The sequence below is a fragment of the Paractinoplanes bogorensis genome (assembly GCF_018829635.1).
Taxonomy (GTDB): Bacteria; Actinomycetota; Actinomycetes; order Mycobacteriales; family Micromonosporaceae; genus Actinoplanes; species Actinoplanes bogorensis.
Map to the genome: position 1 here is coordinate 36,864 of NZ_JAHKKG010000024.1, position 18,680 is coordinate 55,543.

Genomic DNA, 18,680 nt, shown 5'->3' on the forward strand with positions numbered 1-18,680 from the left:
GAGCGGCTAAGGCGGCTTCGCCGCACTGCAATTAAATGGGTTACAGAGTCGTGGTCACCTTCTTCAGCCCCCGGGGCGCGTCCGGGTCCTCGCCGCGGGCCAGGGCCAGGGCGAGCGCCAGCTTCTGCAGCGGCAGGATGTCGAGCAGCGCGCTGTAACGCTCGTCGGTCACCGCGGGCACGGAGAGCCGCCCGGCCGCCCCCGGCACGTCGGTCGCGCCGATCGTCACCACGTCGGCCCGCCGCTCGCCGAGCCGGGTCACCACGTCGCGCATCGACTGCCCGCCCGGGCCGTCGCCCACCACGGCGAGCACCGGCACGTCGGGGTCGGTCATGGCCAGCGGGCCGTGCAGCAGGTCGGCGCCCGAGAAGGCCAGCGCGGGCAGGTACGACGTCTCCATCAGCTTCAGCGCGGCCTCGCGCGCGGTCGGATAGGCGTAGCCGCGGCCGGTCGTCACCATCCTCGACGCGAACCGGTAGCGCTGCGCGAGGTCGTCGGCGGTCCGGTCGGCCAGCGCGTCCTCGGCCAGCTGGGGCAGCTTGTCGAGGGCGGCCCGCTCGTCGTCGGGCAGCGTGCCGTCGCCGGCGCGGATGCCCTCGATCAGCAGCAGAAGGGCGAGAAGCTCGGCCGTGTACGTCTTGGTGGCCGCGACCGCCCGCTCGTGCCCGGCCGCGACGTCGATCGACAGCTCGGCCGCCCGGGCCAGCGGCGACTCGGGGTTGTTGGTGACGGCCAGGGTGAGCCCGCCGGTCTCCCGGGCCACCTGGAGCACACCGGTCAGGTCGGGCGACCCGCCGCTCTGGCTGACGCCGACCACCAGAGTGTCGGTGAAGTCGGGCCGGGCGCCGAAGAGCGTGATCGCGCTCGGCGAGGCGCTGGCCACCGGCAAGCCGAGCCGGATCTCGGTCAGATAGGCGCCGTAGAGCGCGGCGTGGTCGGAGGTGCCCCGGGCCACGAAGACGACATTGCGGGGCCGGCGCCGCGCCACCTCGGCCGCCACCGCGGCGATCGCCCCGGCGTGCTCACCCTCGAGCAGCCGCGCGAATCCGCCCGGTTGTTCCGCGATGTCCGCGGCCATCCCGTGGCCTCGTGCTGTCACGTGTTCCTCCCCTGACGACCTTGATGAGCGACTCTACGCTCGATTCGTGCGCAGTCTTGCAAGAAAGAGCTTACTTGGTCAACGTTTCGAGCACTAATGCGCAGCCGGTCTCCTACTGACAGGAGAGACGGTTTCCCCTACTGTCTTGCATCGTGGATGTACGCCGCGCCGCCGACCGCGCTCTTGAACAGGCAAGATCGGCGCTGGCGGCGGATCAGCCGGAGAAGGCCGCCGATCACCTGGCCGGCGCGCTGGCCCACGCCCCCGCCCTGCCCGAGGTGCACGAGGTGCTCGGCCGGCTGGCGGCGCGCCCCGGCGGCGGCCTCGATCTGTTCCGCGCCGGTCCGCACGCCTCCCCCGGCCGCCTCGCCGCCCGCGCGCACCTGCTGGCCGCGGCCGGCCGCCCCGAAGACGGTCTGCCCCTGCTGGCCGCGGCCAGTGGCCAGGCTCCGATCGGTGACTGGGCCGGCATCCCCTGGGTGGCCGAGCCCGCCCTCGGCGTCCGCATCGATCCCGGCCTGCTGGCCCAGGTGCTCATGCGTCTGTGCACCCGGGTGGGCGAACCGGCCCCGCCGACCCTGCGCCCCTATCTGACCGTGGCCCGGCACGCGGTGGCCGCCTATCCCGAGCACGCGATGCTGCTGGGCGCCGGCTCGGCCCTGGCCCGGCGGGTCGGCGAACACGAGCTGGCCGTCGACTGGGCCGCCCGCGGCTCCCGGGTCCGGCCGTCCAAGCTCGGCGAGATCTGGCTGGGCTACGCCTACCGCAGCGCCGGTCGCCTGCCCGAGGCCCTGGCCGCCCTGCGCCGGGCGGTGGCCCACGACCCCGACGACCTTTCCGTGTACGCCGACATCGCCGGCACCCTGGCCGACAACGGCCGGCTCGACGACGCGTTGAGCTGGGTCGACCGGGCCCTGGAACGCGACCCCGACTACGACTGCGCCGTGCACACCGCGCACCGGCTGCGGCACCGGGCCGACGGCGACCTGATGCACCTGGTGCGCCTGGCCGACTACATCCGCGACCACCCGGACGAGTCGCATGAGCACACCGACCTCGCCGACTGCTGCCGCGACACGTCCTGGCTGAGCGGAATCCCGGCGTCGGCGTCCCTGCCCCGCGGGCACGCGCCGGCGTCGGACGAGCCGGGCGACGAGGCCGTACGCCGTCTCCGCCAGGTCGCTGCGCTCTCGTGGGCGCATCCACCGGCCGCTTACGACGCGGCGCTCCCGCTGATCATGGTGTCGCCCGCCGACCTGATGGCGCTGCTGGCCCACCCGCCGGCCGACGTGGCCGCCGCCGAGATCTGGGCCTGCCTGGGCCTGCTGCACCAGCGTCCCGAGGAGCCCTGGCTCGACTCGGAACGACGGCGGATGCTGCTCGGGCTGGTCGACGGTGCCGCCGACCGGGTCACCGAGGCGGCCCTGTTCGCGCTGATCGTGGCGGCCTGGATCGACCCCTCGGCCCGAGCCGACGTGGCCGAGGTGGTCACCGCCCGGCTCACCGAGGTGGCGCAGCGGCCCGGGGCGCGCTCGTTCGCCGAACTGGCCCTGGCCACGCCCGCCCTCGATGTGCCGACCCGGCAGCTGGCCGCGGCCATGACCCGGGTGCCGGCCCTGCCCCGCCAGCGAGGCCGGAGCCGCTTGTTGCTGCGATGGCGCCGAGGCTGAGTTTTCTCCGCCCCGGACTCAGCCCTGGATGATGGCGATCAGGTCGCCTTCCTGCACCACGTCACCCTCGTGCACGCTGAGCTCGGCCACCGTGCCGTCGGTCTCGGCGACGACCGGGATCTCCATCTTCATCGACTCGAGGATCACCAGGGTGTCCCCCTCGGCGACCGTGTCGCCGGTCGAGGCCACGACCTTCCACACGTTGGCCACCATCTCGGCGCGGATCTCGTCGGCCATCGAGGAACCCCTTACGCTCACCAGTTGGTATGCGCCATCAAACCACGGATCGGCTCCGGGTGAGTCCGAGGCGGCCGGACGCGCCGACTACGATCGACGGCGGGAAACACCGCACGAACAAGGAGTCACACCATGGCGAAGAAGGCCCGTAAGAAGAAGGCCCGTAAGAAGAGCAGCGCGAACCACGGCAAGCGCCCCAACAGCTGACACGAAAAAGGCCCCGCCTCGGCGGGGCCTTTTCTCACGGCAGATATTCCCTGGTCTCGACCTGCACCTCGAGCTGATCGAGCTTGATCCGCAGCCGCTCACGCAGCTCGCGCGGCGCCTTCTCGTCGCCGCAGCAGCGGGACACCAGCGCCTTCACCTCGTGCTCGATGCCGTATTCGCGCAGGCACCCGTCGCAGTCGTCCAGATGCTTCTGGATCAGCGTCCGGCGGTCCTCGCTGCACTCCAGGTCGAGGTAGAGGTAAACCTCGCTGATGACGATGCCGCAGTCGGTCTCGTGATCCTCACCGTTCAGGCCGCTCATCGCTTCCTCACGCCTCCTGCGGTTCCGACGCGGTCCGGGTGATGCCCCGGTCGGCGGCGTACTGCTCGAGGGTCTTGCGCAGGTTGCGCCGCCCGCGGTGCAGTCGGGACATGACGGTGCCGATCGGCGTACCCATGATGTCGGCGATCTCCTTGTATGAGAAACCCTCGACATCGGCGAGGTAGACGGCCAGGCGGAAGTCCTCCGGCAGCGCCTGCAGGGCTTCCTTGATATCGCTGTCGGGCAGCCGGTCGAGCGCCTCGGTCTCGGCCGAACGCAGGCCGACCGACGTGTGCGACTCGGACGAGGCCAGCTGCCAGTCGGTGATCTCCTCGGTGGGAGCCTGCACCGGCTGACGCTGCTTGCGCCGATACGAGTTGATATAGGTGTTCGTGAGGATGCGGTACAGCCACGCCTTGAGGTTGGTGCCCTCTTCGAACTGGTGGAACGCGGAGAACGCCTTGAGATACGTCTCCTGCACCAGGTCTTCCGCGTCGGCCGGGTTGCGCGTCATCCGCAGACCAGCAGCGTAAAGCTGGTCCACAAAAGGCAACGCGTCCCGCTCGAAGCGCGCACGGCGCTCCTCGGTCCGTTCTGTCTGGGCCACCCTGAGCTCTCCCCTCGACCGCCCCGCCGAGGATACGGGCACTACCCCTTCAGTGGCTTCGAAAACCGCCGGTGTGCTGACACTCACCGATGCGGCGGTGTTCATGGTCTCGGTGGCCGGCCATTCCGGGGAACCCAGCAGGTTCCGCACCCGGTCGACGTCCCGGCGCTCGATGCTCTCGGTTCCGGCTCGCACCAGAAAAACCCCTTCCGACTTTCATGCTCCGGGGCTAATAACGTCGGCGGCGCAACTTGCATTCCTTCACTTCACCTCACCCGTTGCCGACCCCCCAGCCGTGCTTGCGCATCCAGCCGACCGCGAGCTCAGCGGTGCCCTGCACACCCTTACGCAGGTCGTGGGTCGCCCCCGGCCGCACGATGACCTCGACGGCGGCGGTCGGCGCGGGCACCCCGAAGGCGTCCCGGTCCCCGTTGAGCACGAGCGTGGGCAGCGTCACGGGCAACTCGTCGGCGCGACTCTTGTCCGGTTTGCCCGGCGGATGCAGCGGAAAGGCCAGCGCAAGCACACCCGACGCCCCGAGATCACCCGCGGTCCGGCACGCCACCCGCGCCCCGCTCGACCGCCCACCGAGAATCAACGGCTTTCCCCGTACGTCGAGACCGCGCACCACGGCCGACCAGGCTTCGTCGAGTTGCCCGGCCGGCGCCGGCGCGCGACGACCGGCCACGCGATAGGGCTGCGTCACCAGCACCACGCGCACACCCGCGGCGACCGCGGCGTCCTGCACGGCCTGAATGTCCGGCGCGTCGACCCCGCCACCGGCGCCATGCCCCAGCACCAGAACGCTGACTACGTCACCGACCGGCTCGGTGACCCGGATGCGGGCCGGGCCGCGGGGCGTGTCGACCTCGATGTCATTCACCGCACCATCAAACCAGGCCTTGGCACTCGACAAGGGCCAACCAGCCCTGACCCGCCCACCCAGGGGGCCACCACCCTAAGACAGTGGCGTAAACAGCACGCGGTTATCCACAATCCACAGGCCGGCCCGCCGCTGGTGGCGGGCCGGTCGGTGTGGACGTTATGGTCAGCGGCTGATCGGCGTCAGGCTGAGCAACCGGCGGTCTTCCTCGTCGGTGTCGTCGTCGACTTCCTCGCCGTTCGGGCCGACGCGTTCGCGCCAGGCGACGAGCATCGCCCGGCGTTCGCGGGGCGTGGTGCCGCCCCAGACGCCGTGGCAGTCGCCGACCTGCAGTGCCCAGGCCAGGCAAGGCCCCTGGACGGTGCAGGTGCCGCAGAGCGAGACGGCACTCTCGGACGGCTCATTGGGCGCCGGAAAGAACGTTTCCGGGTCGACCGTGCGGCACGCGCCGCGGGTCCGCCAAGCCTCGTCGGTGCGGCGTTCTCCGATGGCTTCGATCAAGCGCGGATCACGCCGCGCGATGGCTACCTCATGTGGACGCGGCATACGAGCCCGTGTCATCAGCCCACCTCCCCCGTGGGACCGGTCGTGCATGTGGCGAAGGGTCCGCACCGTGCGAACCTGCACCACTCCGGCGCAGTTTTGTATCGCACGGTAGGAGATCAGAACAAGGGTCTTATCTATCTTGAAACAAAGTTGCCAATACAAAATCGTGACATCGCCCAACGAAACCGTCTCTTGATCTTGCGGTTTCACGGAACCGGTCCCGGCTCGCTCGACCACTCGAAAGAGGGCCGGTCAGACTCGAAAGAGGGCCGGTCAGAACAGCGTGGCGGCCTCGGGCGTAGGCGGGGGCTCAAGCAAGTGGGGACCGTTGTTGCGGACGTTGCCCACATCGTTGCGTACGGGACGGATCTCGATCTTCTCGAGCTCGGCCGGGGTCAGCGGCGTCAGCAGGCCGGCCGGATCGCCACCCCCGGCCAGCCAGGACGGCCAGCGGTCGCGGGGCAGGATCAGCGGCATACGGTCGTGCACCCGGGCCAGGCCGCCGAGCGCCGCCGTGGTCAGCACGCTGCAGGTGAGCACGGCGTCGGGGCCCCACGTGGTCCACAGGCCGGCGAAGGCGAGCGGAGACCCGTCGGCCGGGGTCATGTAGAACGGCTGCCGCTGCTTGCCGTCGCGGACCCACTCGAACCAGCCGTCGGCCGGCACCAGGCAGCGGCGCTGAGCGAACGACTTGGCGAAGGCGGGCGAGGTCGCCACCGTCTCGGAACGCGCGTTGATCATGCGGGCGCCGGCCCGCAGATCTTTGGCCCAGGGCGGCACCAGGCCCCAGCGCGCACGGTCGAGCACCCGGGCCTCGCGGGACGCCGACATGCGCACCACCGGCACCGGATCGGTGGGTGCGACGTTCCAGCTCGGCTCCCGGTCACCGGCGACGCTGACCGCCTCGAACAGGTCTTCGAGGTCGGCCTCGCTCCGGGTCGTCGCATACCGCCCGCACATGTCCGCACACGCTACCCGTCCCGCCGGACGGGAAACGTCCGGGAAATTGTCGGACTCCCCCGGCACAATGGCCCGCGTGACTGCAGAACCTCGCCCCTGGCTCGCCCCGTCCGCGTCCGCCCCGTTCTCGGCCACCGTGCGGCTGCCCGGCTCCAAGTCGATGACGGCCCGGGCCCTGGTGCTGGCCGCGCTGGCCGACGGGCCGTCGGTGATCGAGCGCCCGCTGCGCGCCCGCGACACCCAGCTGATGACCGCCGGTCTGCGCGCGCTCGGCGTCACGGTCGACACCGCCGACGACGAGCGCTGGCTGGTCGAGCCGGGCCCGCTGCGCGGTCCGGCCCGGGTCGACGTCGGTCTCGCCGGCACGATCATGCGATTCCTGCCGCCGGTCGCGGCGCTGGCCGAGGGCACGGTCGAGTTCGACGGCGATCCGCATGCGCGCAACCGCCCGCTCCGGCCGATCATCGAGGCGCTGCGCTCGCTCGGCGCGTCGATCGATTCGTCGCCCACCGGCGGGCTCCCGCTCACCGTGCGCGGCGCCGGCCTGATCGAGGGCGGCGAGGCGGTGATCGACGCGTCCGCCTCGAGCCAGTTCGTGTCGGGTCTGCTGCTGTCGGCGCCGCGTTTCACCAAGGGGCTGGTGCTGCGGCACGAGGGCCCGCCGGTGCCGTCCGCGCCTCATCTGCGCATGACCACCCACATGCTGCGGGCCGCGGGGGCCGTGGTCGACGAGTCGGTGCCCGACGTCTGGGCCGTCGAGCCGGGTCCGATGCACGGGCGCACGTGGGTGATCGAGCCCGACCTGTCCGGTGCGGCCCCGTTCTTCGCCGCGGCCATGGTCACCGGCGGCGCGGTAACGCTCAGCGGCTGGCCGGCCGAGAGCTGGCAGCCGGTCGGGCGGCTCACCGAGTTGCTCACCGCGATCGGCGCCGAGGTCACCCAGTCGGGTGACGGGCTGACCGTCCGCGGCACCGGTCAGCTGCACGGCATCACGGCCGACCTGTCCGAGGTCAGCGAGCTCACCCCGGTGCTGGCCGCCCTGGCCGCGCTGGCCGACGGGCCGTCCGAACTGCGCGGCGTCGAGCACATCCGGGGCCACGAGACCGACCGCATCGCCGCGCTGGTGGCCGAGCTGAGCAAGGCCGGGGCCGAGGTCACCGAGTTCCGCGACGGCTTCCGGGTCGAGCCCCGGCCGCTGCACGAGACCACCTTCGAGACCTACGCCGATCACCGCATGGCCCACGCGGCCGCGGTAATCGGACTCGCCGTGCCGGGGGTCTCACTGACCGACGTAGCGTGTACCTCGAAGACGCTGCCCGAGTTCCCCGAACTCTGGGCGGGACTCGTAGCCGGCGTTGAGAGCTAGGAGCCAGACCTGCCACCTCGCAAGCGGGAGTACGACGAGGACGATGTCCGGGTCCGGCCCGGTCGTTCGTCACGCCCCCGTACCCGGACGCGCCCCAAGCACGACGACGCCGTCGACGCCCTGGTGATCACGGTGGACCGGGGCCGTTACGGCTGTGTCCGCGAGGACGCGCCGCCCGACAGCCCGATCATCACCGCCATGCGCGCCCGCGAGCTCGGCCGCAAGTCGGTCGTGGTCGGTGACCGGGTCGCCCTGGTCGGCGACGTGTCGGGCGACGCCGGGGCGCTGGCCCGCATCGTGCGGATCGCCGAGCGCACGTCGGTGCTGCGCCGCACGGCCGACGACGACGACACCACCCCCGAGGGCCGGCTCGAACGGGTCGTGGTGGCCAACGCCGACCAGCTAGTGATCGTCAGCGCGCTGGCCGACCCGCAGCCGCGCACCGGGTTCATCGACCGGTGCCTGGTGGCGGCGTACGACGCCGACATCGAGCCGCTGCTCTGCCTGACCAAGGCCGACCTGGCCGGCCCCGAGGCGGTGGTCGACTACTACGCCGAGCTCGACCTGCCGTACGTGCTGGTCCGCCCGGACAGCGACCTGACCGAGCTCCGCAAGCGGCTGGCGGGCGCGATCTCGGTCATGGTCGGACACTCCGGCGTGGGCAAGTCCACGCTGGTCAACCGCCTGGTGCCGGACGCGCTGCGCGCCGTCGGGGTGGTCAGCGCGGTCGGCAAGGGCCGGCACACGTCGACCAGCGCGGTCGCCCTGCGGCTGCCGGTCGTCGGCAAGAGCCGCAAGGATCCGGGCTGGATCATCGACACGCCCGGCATCCGCAGCTTCGGTCTGGCCCACGTGAGCGCCGAGAGCCTGCTGCACGGCTTCCCCGATCTGGTCGAGGGCACGCTCGACGACCCGCCCAACTGCGGCCACACCGCCGCCGACGTGGACTGCCACCTGGACGCGTGGGTCGCCGCCGGCAAGGCCGACCCGCGCCGCCTGGAGTCCTACCGCCGCCTGCTCGCATCCCGGGCCGGCGAGACCGATCCGCGCGAGAACAGCGGCGGGGACGACGAGCCGGGGGCGATCATCGGCTAGCGTTCGGGCATGCCCGGTTACGCCGACGATCTCGCGCTTGCCCATCTGCTCGCCGACACCGCCGACTCGATCTCGATGAGCCGGTTCCGGGCCCTCGACCTGCGGGTCGAGAGCAAACCCGACCTGACCCCGGTCTCCGACGCCGACACTGCGGTCGAGCAGGCGATCCGTTCGACGCTGGCTCGGGCGCGGCCGCGCGACGGCGTGCTCGGCGAGGAGTTCGGGCTGACCCACGCCGCGGCCGGGCCGGGCAGCCGCCGCTGGGTGATCGACCCGATCGACGGCACCAAGAACTTCGTGCGCGGCGTGCCGATCTGGGGCACGCTGATCGCGCTGCTCGAGGGCGACACCCCGGTCGCGGGCCTGGTCAGCGCCCCCGCCCTGGGCCGCCGGTGGTGGGGCGCGCGGGGCCACGGGGCGTACGCGGGAAAGCATCAGCACGCCGCCACGCGGATCAAGGTCTCCGGCGTCGGCCGGGTCTCGGACGCCAGCGTCTGTTACGCCAGCCTCGACGGCTGGCAGCAGATCGGGCGGCTGCACAAGATCGTGGATCTGAGCCTGGCCGCGTGGCGCAGCCGGGCCTACGGCGACTTCTACGGCTACATGCTGCTGGCCGAGGGCGCCCTCGACGCGATGGTCGAGCCGGAGCTGTCGCTGTGGGACGTGGCGGCGCTGATCCCGATCGTCCAGGAGGCCGGCGGCACGATCACCGACCTGTCCGGGCGCCCGGCCGCCGACAAGTCCTCAGTGATCGCCACCAATGGGCTGCTGCACGAAACGGTGCTCACCGCGCTGACTCGGTAAACGGACAAAAAGCCCAGAAGTCATAGCGCTGAGTAAGCGGACAAACACCCCACGACGACAGTGTCCCCCGAACCGCTGATGCCCGGGCTGGGCTGGTCTATCGTGCGTCAGGTGGTGTCCTCGGGTTGGTGCTTCCTCGCCGCCATGATTCTGGCGTACGGGGTGGCAAACCTGTTGCAGTCGGCGGCCGCAGCCCGCACGACGGTCCACCACACCTTCGACCCGAGCCTGCTCGTGCGGCTGGCCGGCCAGCGGACCTACCTGCTCGGCCTGGGCTGCCAGGTGCTCGGCTTCGTGCTCGCCTTCCTCGCCCGCGGCGATCTGCCGCTGTTCCTGGTGCAGGCCAGCGTGGCCGCCGGACTGGGCGTGACGGCCGTGCTCGGCGTCGTCTTCCTCAAGTGGTCGCTGCCCGCGGCCGAGGTCGTGCTGCTGGTTCTGCTCATGGTGGGCATCGCCGCGCTGGTCAAGTCGGCCCAGCCGGCTCCGGCCCGCCCGCTCGGCGCCGCCGCCATCATCGGTCTGACCCTGGCGCTCCTGGTCATCGGTGGTCTGGGTTATTTCGCCGTACGCCTCCAGGGCGCCCTCGGTTCGGTAGTGCTCGGCTCGCTGGCCGGGGTCGGCTTCTCGGCCGCCGCCATCGCCGCCCGCCCACTGGCCAACGAGCACTCGGCCGTCGGCTTCTTCGCCAACCCGCTGCTCTACCTGCTGGTCGTGCACTCGCTGGTGGGCCAGTTGCTGCTGGGCCTGGCGATGCAGCGCGGCTCGACCACGGCCGCGGTGGCGGCGATGGACGCGGCCGGCGCGGTCCCCGCGGCGATCGTCGGCCTGCTTCTGCTCGGCGACCGCATCGAGCCGGGCAAGGAGTGGCTGGCCGGGCTCGGGTTCGTGGTCACGCTGGCCGCGGTGATCGCCCTGACCCGTTATGCCGAGCCGCAGCACCACGCCGCCCCGGCGCCGCCCGAGCGCCGTCGCGAGCCCGCGCCGCTGCGCACCCCCTCGCCCAGTCGCTGAGCCGCCGCGCGAGAGGAACTCCGGAGTTCCGAAAAGCTTGAGCATTTCTGGAGCTTCACGGGGCATGAGACATGCGACCCCGGGTAATTGCTGACCATGCCGCTGGCGGATGTTATGTCCCGATAAATTCCGTGAGACTCGCGTCGGAAGGCGGTCCGAGGTCCCCCAGGCACGCGGGAAATGCGAAAAGGGGACACGTTATGCACAATGGAGCGATCATGGCGAGCGAGGTGCGACACCTGGTCGATCGCGGGTCGGAGTACCCCCTGGTGCGGTTGACCGGGGCGTTGGACGCCGGCACCGCGCAGGCGATGCGCGCCGCCCTGCTGGATGTGCTCGCCGAGCAGCCCGAGGCCGTTCTGGTCGACGCCAGCGAGCTGATCCTGCCCGCGCCCGACGCCGTGAGCGTGCTGCGTGATGTGCGTCAGGAGACGGCCGACTGGCCCGCCGCCCACCTCGCCCTGTGCGACACCCGGGGCGCCGCGGCCTGGCCCGGGATCGGCTGGCCGGTCTGGCCCGGTCCGCGTGAGGCCCTGGCCGACCTGGGCCGTCCCGACCCCGACCACCGGCTCCACCTGGCCCTGGAACCCGCGCTGGGCGCCGCCCGCCGGGCCCGCGAGCTGATCACCGAGGCGTGCGCGCGCTGGGACCGGCCCGAGCTGGCCGGCCCGGCCTGCATCGTCGTCACCGAACTGGTCAACAACGTCGTGGTCCACGCCCGCACGCCGATGGTCGTGCTCGTCGCGACGCACGGCAGCGGGCTCAGCGTGGCCGTACGCGACCACTCGGGCATCGTGCCGACGTTCACCGGCGGACCGGTTCCGCCCACGGCGTACGGGGGCCGGGGCATGCTGCTGATCGATTCGGTGGCCGAGCGCTGGGGCAACCTGCGGCTGGGCGAGGGCAAGGTCGTCTGGGCGCTGCTGCCGGACTCCGAAGACCCGGAATCGGCAAGCATGTAAGACCCCTTCCGCGGGTAGATTGCGCTCATGCGAGACAACGACTATCCCGCCGAGGTGTCCGACCCGGAAGCATCCGGTCTGCCCGACACCGCGGATGACGATTCGACCGCGTACGACCAGGTGGAGAGCTCGCGCTGGGCCGACGGTCCCGATCCGGCGGCGCTGGCCGGGGTCGGACCGGGCGGGTCCAACCGCTTCGGCGACACCGCCGAGGAAGCGCGCGAGGGCGAGTCCCTCGACCGCCGTCTGCGGCAGGAGGAGCCCGACGTCGGCTCGGACGACTCCGACGACACCGACGACGAGACGGTCGGCAACTCGGAACAGCGCAACTTCGACGCCGACGTGTGGGGTGCGAGCCCGACCTCCGACCCCGACTCGCAGGTCTCGCTCTATGACGACGGCCAGCTCGACGACGACGACCCCCAGACCGTGGGCCGCCTGGTCGCGCCGGACGAGGGTTACGGCTTCGACGACGAGGCCGACAGCGTGGCCTACGACGCGGGTGCGGCCGGCGGCGGCGCGAGCGCCGAAGAGCTGGCCATGCACGAGACCAACGCCCCGCGCTACGAGTAGGTCAGTCGAGCCCGTTCTCCAGGGCGTATCTCGTCAACTCCACGCGGTTGTGCAGCTGGAGCTTGCCGAGCGTGTTCTGAACGTGATTCTGCACCGTGCGGTGGCTCAGCACGAGCCGCTCGGCGATCTGGCGGTACGACAGCCCCTTCGCCACCAGGCGCAGCACCTCGGTCTCGCGTTCGGTGAGCTTCGGCGCCGCATCGTCCGGGCCGGCCGGGGGCGCGGTGGCCAGCCTGCGGAACTCGCCCAGCACCAGCCCGGCCAGACCCGGCGTGAAGACGGTGTCGCCCGCGGCGGTGCGGCTCACCGCGTCGAGGAACTCGGCCTGGGCGGCCGACTTGAGCAGGTAGCCGGTGGCGCCGGCCTTCATGGCGTCGAGCACGTCCTGCTGCTCGCCGCTGGCCGAGAGCATCAGGACGCGTACGCCCGGAACCTCGGTCTGCAGGCCGTGAATGACCTCGACCCCGGACACATCGGGGAGCTGGAGGTCGAGGATCACGACGTCGGGCCGGGCCGCGGCCGCGATGCGCACCGCCTGCCGGCCCTCGCCGCTGGTCGCGACCACGTCGTAGCCGGCGGCGGACAGGTCGCGGCTGACGCCCTCGCGCCACATCGGGTGGTCGTCGACCACCATCACCCGGATCGCTGTGGTCATGCCCGTCACGATATCGGGGTCCGGGGCAGCGTCATCTCGACCTCGGTGCCCTCGCCGGGCTCGGAGACGATCCGCACCCGGCCGCCCAGGTCGGTCAGCCGCCCGCGGATCGACTGGGCGACGCCGAGCCGGCCCTGCGCCTCGGCCTGGGCCAGCCGGTCGGGGGCGATGCCACAACCGTCGTCGCGGACGGTCACCACCACCTCGCCCGGCTCGTCCTCCACGAACAGGTAGACCTTGGTGCCCGGGTCGCAGTGCCGCGCCACGTTGTCGAGGGCTGCGGTCACGGCGGCCAGCAGCTCGCGGGCAGCGTGGGCGGGGAGAAGCACCGGGTCGGCCGGACCTGAGACGGTGACCTCGGGTGATGCGTACGGGGAAAGCATGGCCATGAAGTCGAGATCGTCACCGGCGATGACCGGTTGTTGCCGTCCCGCCACCAGGGTGCGCAGCGCCGCCTCCTGCTCACCGGCCAGCCGGGCCAACTCGCCCGCTTCCCCGTCGAGACCGGCCCCGCGCCGCTTCACCAGCGCCAGCACCTGCAGCACGGAGTCGTGGATGTCGCGGGCCAGCCGTTCCCGCTCGCGGGTGGCCGCCTCGAGCTCGATCGCGCGTTCCAGCCGCTCCTGCGCGACCTCGGCGATCCGCACCAGATAGCCGACCGCGATGGCGGCCAGCAGCATCAGCACCGTGCCGGTCCAGGCGGCCTGGTCCCAGTGCGCGCGGACGATCAGGTCGACCGCACCCATGGCCAGCGCGGCCGTGATGCCCGCCCGCCGGCCGCCACCGACCGCCCAGCACAGCACCGGCGAGACGTGCCAGGCGACGGTCAGGGTGGGCGTGCCCGCGGCGAGCTCGTTCTCACCGACGACGAACAGGCTCGAGGTGAGGGCGGCCATGGTGACGAGCTGGTCGGCCACCAGCAGCGGCAGCCGGCGACGGTTCGGGTCGGCGTAGCCGTACGTGGTGAGCACCGTCCACGCCGCCATCGCGGCCAGCACCGGCCACGCCCACACCGGTCGCGCGTAGTCGCCGGCGTTCGCGATCACCAGGCCGGACGCGTAGGCCAGGGCGGCGATGCGATAGACCGCGATCGCCCGCCACAGCGGTGCCTCGAGGCCGCTGTTCCGCACGGGGAGCATGCGCCGACCCTCCCACATGAGATGCGCCACCATCGGCCCGCCCTGCGGGAAGATCAGGCGTGGCCTACCGTCGGAGGCATCGGCACCGACGTTCTGCTCTCCCAGACCTTCGACCGCGACGCCATCACGACGCTGCGGCACTCCGTCACGTCCTGCGCCGGGGCGGCCGGACTGAGCGGTGACCGGCTGGCCGATTTCGTAGTGGCGGTCAACGAGTTGCTCACCAACGCGGTGCGGCACGGCGGGGGTCTCGGCCGCGTCGTCATGTGGGCGGCCGAGGGCGCCGTGGTGTGCGAAGTCAGCGATTCCGGGGCCGGGCTGACCGCGACACGGCCGGAGCCGGCGACCCGCCCGGCGGCCGATCAACCCGGCGGCTGGGGACTGTGGCTGGCCGAGGAACTGACCGATACTTTCGAGCTCATCACCGGCGATGCGGGCACCACGGTTCGGGTGTCCAGCCGGTCTTCTTTAAGCAACCCTTAACTCTGCCGCTCCGATCTTGCGAGAACATCTCACCTCTCCCAAAGTCGTGCCTGCTGTTACCTGAGGGGGCAAAGGGTGGGCGAGGCGCGGCACCGTACCGGCACGTCGTCGTGGAGGATCCGGCCGCGTGCTCTGGTCGCGCTGGGCGCGGCGAGCGCCGGCCTCGCGGCGGCCGTCATCTTCACCGGTGGAGGCGGCGTCGCGGTCGCGTCCGAGCACCGGCCGATCTTCGCCGACGACTTCGGCGGACGGCGGGGAGCCGCGGTCGACCTGGACAAGTGGCGGCTCGACGGCGACAACCGCAACGGACGGCTGGACGGTGACGGCCGCCTGGCCGTGGACCGGCTGATCATCACGAAGCAGGCGTTCGCGGAGCCGTACGGGCGCGCGGAGGCGCGGATCAAGGTGCGCCGCGCGGCCGGGCCGTGGCGGGCCTTCGGCGTGGTCGACAAGTACGGCCGGGTGTTGCGCGGCAACGTGGAGACCCTGAACCGGCGGGCCGATCCGACGTCCGGGCGGTCCTTCCACACGTACGTGATCGACTGGTCGCCGGAGTCGGTGATCTGGTCGGTCGACGGGCGGCCGAGCCTCAAGCTGACGCCGGACGAGCCGGGGCTGCCGATCGCGCTGGTGCTCAACCTGGCGACCGACGGGCGGCGGCCGGCTTCCATGCTGGTCGACTTCGTGCGGGTGACGGCCGGGTCGAAGCCGATGCCCGTGCCCACCGACCCGTCCGTCGAGCCCACGGAGACCGCTTCGGCCCCGCCGCCGACGACGGCCCCCACATCCGAGCCGCCAGCCACCACTGCGCCCCCGGCTACTACTGCGCCGCCGGCCACCACCACTCCGCCCAAGCCGCCCACGAAGGCGCCCACCAGCGCGCCGCCGAAGCCCAAGCCGGCAGCCAAGCCGTGGAAGGCGTTCACCGCGTACAAGGCGGGCGATCTGGTGACCTACGGAGGCGCGACCTACCGGGTCAAGGAGGCGCACACGGCGCTGCCCGGTTGGGAGCCGTCCGCCCTGCCCAATCTCTTCGAAAAGTTGTAAGAAAAGGCGTTATCCGGGGTTCCGGGAACGGTCTCCATTGACTGCACGACGTCAATCTATAAAGACTGTTTCCGATACGCACCTCTTCCCCCGGAGGCATCCCCCCATGCGTAAGGCAAGGGTTCTTCTCGCCGCGGCCGTGATCGCGACGACACTCACGGGCGGCCTCTTCGCCGCCTCCCGCAACGACACCGCCGAGGCCGCGGTCGGAGGAGTCACCTTCTCCGACGAGTTCAACGGCGCCGCCGGCCCGATCGACGGCAGCAAGTGGAAGTTCGACATCGGCGGCAGTGGCTGGGGCAACAACGAGCAGCAGTACTACACCAACTCGCAGAGCAACGTCCGGGTCAACGGCGCGGGCCAGCTCGAGATCACCGCCCGGCGCGAGAACCCGGCCGGCTACCAGTGCCACTACGGCTCGTGCCAGTACACGTCGGGTCGCATCCTGACCGCGGACAAGTTCTCGCAGACGTACGGCAAGTTCGAGGCCCGCATCAAGATCCCCAAGGGTCAGGGCATCTGGCCGGCGTTCTGGATGCTGGGCGGCAACAACTGGCCGCAGACCGGCGAGATCGACATCATGGAGAACGTCGGTAAGGAGCCGAACACCCTGTACGGCACGGTGCACGGCCCGGGCTACTCCGGCGGCGCGAGCATCGGCGGCAACCGGGTCAACGGCGCGCCGCTCGGCAACGACTTCCACAACTACGGCGTGGAGTGGTCGCCCAACCTGATCCGCTGGTTCCTCGACGGCTCGGAGTACTTCCGGGTCACCCCGTCGAACCTGCCCGGCAACTGGGTCTTCGACCACAACTTCTTCATGATCCTGAACGTGGCCGTCGGCGGTTACTGGCCCGGCTACCCGGACGGCAGCACGCAGATGCCGCAGACCATGCTGGTCGACTGGGTGCGGGTCAACGCCTGGAACAACGACGGTGGCACCACCCCGCCGCCCTCGACCGGCGGCACGATGCTGAAGAGCAACTTCAGCGGCCGGTGCATCGACATCCCGAACGGCAACGCGTCCGACGGCGTCCGGATCCAGATGTGGGACTGCAACGGTTCCGGGGCCCAGAAGTGGACGTTCAACTCCAACGGCACGCTGACCGCGCTGGGCAAGTGCTTCGACCCGGCCGGTGGCGCGCTCGGTAACGGCACGCCGATCCAGCTGGTCACCTGCAACGGCAACCCGGTGCAGCGCTGGACCCTCTCGGGTCAGGGCGACCTGGTGAACATCTCGGCCAACCGCTGCGTGGACATCAAGGACTGGAACGGCGGCAACGGCGCGCAGCTCCAGCTCTGGGACTGCGCCGGCACGAGCAACCAGAAGTGGACCAAGGCCTAGCCTGCATTACCGCGCTGCTCACCTGACTATGCGATACGGGTCTCCGTAGACCTGCCAGGTGAGCGGCGCGGTCAGGTCCAGATTGCTGCGCCGCAGGAACAGGCGCTGTGCCGTCTCGATCCGGCTGACGTCCTCGTGCGCCGCCTCCGTCCGCATCTCGGCCACCCGGGCGTTGAGGAACGCGTTGAGATAGCCCATCTCGTCCCCGCCCTGGGCCGGTGTCCGGGCCGTCCGCATCGCGTTGGCCCGGATCGTCCGCAGCCCCGACAGCCCGTGCACGACGGCCGCGTCGAAGTAGGCGAACTGCCCCAGGGCCCGTAGACCGTCGGCCCGGGCGACCCTCATCGACGGGTTGAAGTAGTACGTGTCCCGCGCGGCCTCCTGCACCCGCTGGAAGAACGGGTCGCGGGCCGCCGTCCGCCAGGCCGTGACATAGCCGGGGTCGAGACCGGCGTGCGAGTCCGAGCCGTCCACCGCGCGCAGGGCGGGCAGGTATTTCGCCAGTACGTTGCCGGGCTTGCGCTTGGTGTATTCGGCCACCACGGCCAGCATGTCCGAGGTGCCCGAGGTGAAGCCGACGATCCCGGCCGTGTAGCCGCGGCCGTCGCCGATGTCTTCGATGTAGCTGAACGAGCGCCGCCAGCTCAGCGTGGAGTTCTCGGCGCTGGAGACGAGCTCGAGTGCCCGTTCCTTCTTGCGGGTGTCTTCCAGGCCCGACACGAGCGAACCGGTGGCCGGGGCGGCGGCCGGCAGGGCGGTCGACTGCGGGCCCCACGCCCGGACGTCGGCCAGGGTGTATCCGCCGGTGGCCCGGGCCCGCTGAGTGGCCAGCACTCGCAGGAAGCGGCCGTTGCCGCTGAGCTTCTTGAGGTCGTCGGCGCCGCCGTTGCCGGCCCAGGTGGTGTAGAGGTCGGTCCAGTTCGAGCCGTCCGACGACACCTGCAGGCGATAGGACCGGGCGTAGGTGCTGCCCCAGCTCAGGCGTACGCGCTCGATCCGCTTGACCGAGCCGAGGTCGATCCGCACCCACTGGGTGCCCGGCCCGGCCGCGCTGGACCAGCGGGTGACCGTGCTGGCGTCGTTGGCCCGGGTCGCGATCTCACTGCCCAGGTTCGACGTCGCGAGGGCCGGGCGGCCGCGCGAGATCACCACCGTGTTGTCGGCCCCGGCGGCCACCGAGATGGCCAGCGGTGCGCAGAGCACCGCGGCGAGACCGACGCCGAGCGCGACCGTCCTGACGTGGTGAGGGCGGATCCGCATCCTTCAACGCTAGGTCGCGCTCCGCCATGATCGCCGGGGTATCGACAATCCCTCACTCCCGGTTACGGGCGCTTGTTCCGCTTGTTCCGCTGCACCAGCACGATGACCAGCACAATCGCGGCCACGACGAAGAGGCAGCAGACGCCGCCGAAAAGTCCGAAGAAACCGAACCCACGCCGGCCGCGACGCGATTTCGCCGCCTCGATCGCCACATCGGCCACACCGTTACTCGCGGCCCACGCGTGCACGGGCACGACCAGGGCCAGCGTCGCTCCGGTCACCGCGGCGGCGAGACGCGACCACACCTTCATTGCTGCAGACATGTGCTCCATCCTGCCCCTCCCCCGCAACCGGCCGTCCCCCTCCCCGGACTACCCCGCCATCGGGCAGGGTAGGAGTCAGCGACGAA

Annotated in this window: 22 protein-coding genes; 11 read left to right on the plus strand and 11 right to left on the minus strand. The window is 71.3% G+C overall.

Annotated elements, in window-relative coordinates; all coding sequences use genetic code 11:
• Nucleotides 1-40 precede the first annotated feature (40 nt).
• Entirely contained in the window at nt 41-1,078 is a 1,038-nt protein-coding gene (locus tag KOI35_RS45770) for an SIS domain-containing protein (protein WP_215796107.1), read from the minus strand.
• A 173-nt stretch (nt 1,079-1,251) separates the two neighbouring features.
• Here KOI35_RS45770 and KOI35_RS45775 point away from each other — a divergent pair, with 173 nt between their 5' ends.
• Nucleotides 1,252-2,769 (plus strand): tetratricopeptide repeat protein, encoded by a 1,518-nt coding sequence (locus tag KOI35_RS45775; RefSeq protein WP_438870670.1) that lies wholly within the window; start codon nt 1,252-1,254, stop codon nt 2,767-2,769.
• Between the two features lie 18 nt (nt 2,770-2,787).
• On the opposite strand, the gene KOI35_RS45780 is transcribed toward KOI35_RS45775, so the two are convergent.
• On the minus strand, nt 2,788-3,006 hold the full coding sequence (locus KOI35_RS45780) for a biotin/lipoyl-binding carrier protein (protein ID WP_215796072.1): 219 nt from the start codon (nt 3,004-3,006) through the stop codon (nt 2,788-2,790).
• A 132-nt stretch (nt 3,007-3,138) separates the two neighbouring features.
• Between KOI35_RS45780 and KOI35_RS49395 the strand changes: the two genes are divergently transcribed.
• Complete coding sequence (locus tag KOI35_RS49395; RefSeq protein WP_369752275.1) at nt 3,139-3,213, plus strand: 50S ribosomal protein bL37; 75 nt, start codon at nt 3,139-3,141, stop codon at nt 3,211-3,213.
• A 34-nt stretch (nt 3,214-3,247) separates the two neighbouring features.
• Here the strand turns inward: KOI35_RS49395 and rsrA are convergent, their stop codons facing one another.
• From rsrA to KOI35_RS45805, 5 genes are all read right to left on the minus strand, one after another.
• Nucleotides 3,248-3,535 carry a mycothiol system anti-sigma-R factor gene (gene rsrA, locus KOI35_RS45785; RefSeq protein ID WP_215796073.1) on the minus strand — a complete coding sequence of 96 codons (288 nt, stop codon included), beginning with the start codon at nt 3,533-3,535 and terminating at the stop codon, nt 3,248-3,250.
• Between the two features lie 7 nt (nt 3,536-3,542).
• Nucleotides 3,543-4,337 carry a sigma-70 family RNA polymerase sigma factor gene (locus KOI35_RS45790; RefSeq protein ID WP_215796074.1) on the minus strand — a complete coding sequence of 265 codons (795 nt, stop codon included), beginning with the start codon at nt 4,335-4,337 and terminating at the stop codon, nt 3,543-3,545.
• Nucleotides 4,338-4,413: 76 nt separating this feature from the next.
• Nucleotides 4,414-5,025: an alpha/beta hydrolase family protein gene (locus KOI35_RS45795; RefSeq protein WP_215796075.1), complete on the minus strand. Its 612-nt coding sequence runs from the start codon at nt 5,023-5,025 to the stop codon at nt 4,414-4,416.
• Nucleotides 5,026-5,190: 165 nt separating this feature from the next.
• Entirely contained in the window at nt 5,191-5,586 is a 396-nt protein-coding gene (locus KOI35_RS45800; protein ID WP_215796109.1) for a WhiB family transcriptional regulator, read from the minus strand.
• Between the two features lie 258 nt (nt 5,587-5,844).
• Nucleotides 5,845-6,531, minus strand: coding sequence for an SOS response-associated peptidase (locus KOI35_RS45805; RefSeq protein WP_215796076.1), 687 nt, complete (start codon nt 6,529-6,531; stop codon nt 5,845-5,847).
• Between the two features lie 67 nt (nt 6,532-6,598).
• On the opposite strand from KOI35_RS45805, the gene aroA reads away from it, so the two are divergent.
• From aroA to KOI35_RS45835, 6 genes are all read left to right on the plus strand, one after another.
• The gene (gene aroA / locus KOI35_RS45810) at nt 6,599-7,897 is read left to right on the plus strand and encodes a 3-phosphoshikimate 1-carboxyvinyltransferase (protein ID WP_215796111.1); all 1,299 of its coding nucleotides are present in this window, start codon (nt 6,599-6,601) and stop codon (nt 7,895-7,897) included.
• 9 nt (nt 7,898-7,906) lie between these two features.
• The gene (gene rsgA / locus KOI35_RS45815) at nt 7,907-8,992 is read left to right on the plus strand and encodes a ribosome small subunit-dependent GTPase A (RefSeq protein ID WP_215796110.1); all 1,086 of its coding nucleotides are present in this window, start codon (nt 7,907-7,909) and stop codon (nt 8,990-8,992) included.
• A 9-nt stretch (nt 8,993-9,001) separates the two neighbouring features.
• Nucleotides 9,002-9,796 carry a histidinol-phosphatase gene (gene hisN / locus KOI35_RS45820; RefSeq protein ID WP_215796077.1) on the plus strand — a complete coding sequence of 265 codons (795 nt, stop codon included), beginning with the start codon at nt 9,002-9,004 and terminating at the stop codon, nt 9,794-9,796.
• 111 nt (nt 9,797-9,907) lie between these two features.
• Nucleotides 9,908-10,807 (plus strand): hypothetical protein, encoded by a 900-nt coding sequence (locus tag KOI35_RS45825; protein WP_308121460.1) that lies wholly within the window; start codon nt 9,908-9,910, stop codon nt 10,805-10,807.
• A gap of 218 nt (nt 10,808-11,025) precedes the next feature.
• Entirely contained in the window at nt 11,026-11,769 is a 744-nt protein-coding gene (locus KOI35_RS45830) for an ATP-binding protein (RefSeq protein WP_246614883.1), read from the plus strand.
• Nucleotides 11,770-11,796: 27 nt separating this feature from the next.
• Nucleotides 11,797-12,342 carry a DUF5709 domain-containing protein gene (locus KOI35_RS45835; RefSeq protein ID WP_215796079.1) on the plus strand — a complete coding sequence of 182 codons (546 nt, stop codon included), beginning with the start codon at nt 11,797-11,799 and terminating at the stop codon, nt 12,340-12,342.
• Between the two features lies 1 nt (nt 12,343).
• Here KOI35_RS45835 and KOI35_RS45840 read toward each other — a convergent pair whose 3' ends face one another.
• Both KOI35_RS45840 and macS read right to left on the minus strand, forming a co-directional pair.
• On the minus strand, nt 12,344-12,997 hold the full coding sequence (locus tag KOI35_RS45840) for a response regulator (RefSeq protein ID WP_246614884.1): 654 nt from the start codon (nt 12,995-12,997) through the stop codon (nt 12,344-12,346).
• Between the two features lie 5 nt (nt 12,998-13,002).
• Nucleotides 13,003-14,136 carry a MacS family sensor histidine kinase gene (gene macS, locus KOI35_RS45845; protein WP_246614885.1) on the minus strand — a complete coding sequence of 378 codons (1,134 nt, stop codon included), beginning with the start codon at nt 14,134-14,136 and terminating at the stop codon, nt 13,003-13,005.
• Nucleotides 14,137-14,157: 21 nt separating this feature from the next.
• On the opposite strand from macS, the gene KOI35_RS45850 reads away from it, so the two are divergent.
• From KOI35_RS45850 to KOI35_RS45860, 3 genes are all read left to right on the plus strand, one after another.
• Nucleotides 14,158-14,619 (plus strand): ATP-binding protein, encoded by a 462-nt coding sequence (locus KOI35_RS45850; RefSeq protein WP_215796081.1) that lies wholly within the window; start codon nt 14,158-14,160, stop codon nt 14,617-14,619.
• Between the two features lie 75 nt (nt 14,620-14,694).
• The gene (locus tag KOI35_RS49220; protein WP_215796082.1) at nt 14,695-15,666 is read left to right on the plus strand and encodes a carbohydrate-binding protein; all 972 of its coding nucleotides are present in this window, start codon (nt 14,695-14,697) and stop codon (nt 15,664-15,666) included.
• A 106-nt stretch (nt 15,667-15,772) separates the two neighbouring features.
• Nucleotides 15,773-17,011: a glycoside hydrolase family 16 protein gene (locus KOI35_RS45860; protein ID WP_215796083.1), complete on the plus strand. Its 1,239-nt coding sequence runs from the start codon at nt 15,773-15,775 to the stop codon at nt 17,009-17,011.
• A gap of 18 nt (nt 17,012-17,029) precedes the next feature.
• Here the strand turns inward: KOI35_RS45860 and KOI35_RS48690 are convergent, their stop codons facing one another.
• Nucleotides 17,030-18,271, minus strand: a complete 1,242-nt coding sequence (locus tag KOI35_RS48690; protein WP_215796084.1) for a chitosanase — start codon at nt 18,269-18,271, stop codon at nt 17,030-17,032.
• A 62-nt stretch (nt 18,272-18,333) separates the two neighbouring features.
• Complete coding sequence (locus KOI35_RS45870) at nt 18,334-18,594, minus strand: hypothetical protein (RefSeq protein WP_215796085.1); 261 nt, start codon at nt 18,592-18,594, stop codon at nt 18,334-18,336.
• Nucleotides 18,595-18,680: the final 86 nt, after the last annotated feature.